Origin of the sequence: Paracoccus binzhouensis, assembly GCF_016446475.1 — a bacterium.
Classification (GTDB): Bacteria; Pseudomonadota; Alphaproteobacteria; order Rhodobacterales; family Rhodobacteraceae; genus Paracoccus; species Paracoccus binzhouensis.
In genome coordinates this window covers 1-878 of sequence record NZ_JAEHFP010000253.1, presented here as the reverse complement: position 1 = coordinate 878, position 878 = coordinate 1, and the positions used below count along the sequence as shown (strand labels likewise).

Sequence of the window (878 nt, the reverse complement as noted above, 5' to 3'; positions counted from 1 at the left end):
CCGCAACCGCCGGCACCGCCCGGGCCCCGGCCGCCGCGCCCGCTGACGGAGCGTCGCAGCCATGAGCCGGAACGCCCCCTCGGTCCTGCGCGAGGGCGCGCTGTGGGGCGGCGCCGCCCTGGTGGTGCTGGCCGCGCATCTGGGCAGCGCGCTGTGGATCATGCACAGCGCCAGGGCCGCGGCGCCGCCCGGCCTGCCCGATCCGGTCTTCGTCGAGTTGGCCCCGGACCCGCAGGCCGCCGCGCCGCTGGACGAGGCCGACACGCCCGACATGGCCGAGGCAGAGCCGGAACCCGAACCCGAGCCGGAGCCCGAACCGGAACCGGAACCGGAACCCGAGGAGATCGTCCTGCCCGAGCCGCTGCCGGAACTCGCGCCGCTGCCCGACATGAACTCGCTGTTCCCGCCGCCGGCCGATGCGGTGGTGCTGCAGAAATCCGCCCGCCCGAAAGAGCGCCCCGAGCGGGAGCCGGAGCCAGAACCCGAGCCGCGGGTGGTGAGGAAGGAGCGCGAGCCCCAGCGCGAGAAAAAGGAAAGGGCCCCGCAGGAACAGCAGGCCCGTCAGGCCACCACCCGGCTGCGCGCCCCGCAGGCCGAGCGCACCGCGGCGCCGCAGACGCAGGCCGGCGCCGCCCCCAGCGCCCGGCAGGTGGCAAGCTGGCAATCCAAGGTGCAGGCGGCGGTGGCGCGGCACATGCATCGCACGCGCCTCTCTGCCGGGCGCGGCAATTCGGTCACCGTCACCGTGCGCTTCAGCGTCGATCCCAGCGGCCGCGTGGCCGGGGCGCGGCTGGCCAGCTCGACCGGCGATCCCCGGATCGACGCGGCGCTGAGCCGCCAGGCCGCGCGCATGCCGCGCATGCCGGCGCCGCCCTCGG

At 76.7% G+C, this 878-nt stretch carries 1 protein-coding gene; it reads left to right on the top strand.

Annotated features, from left to right (window positions below; translation table 11 throughout):
* Nucleotides 1-61: 61 nt before the first annotated feature.
* The coding region (locus tag I9P22_RS24310; RefSeq protein WP_199262799.1) for an energy transducer TonB family protein at nucleotides 62-878 on the top strand (817 nt) is incomplete at its 3' end.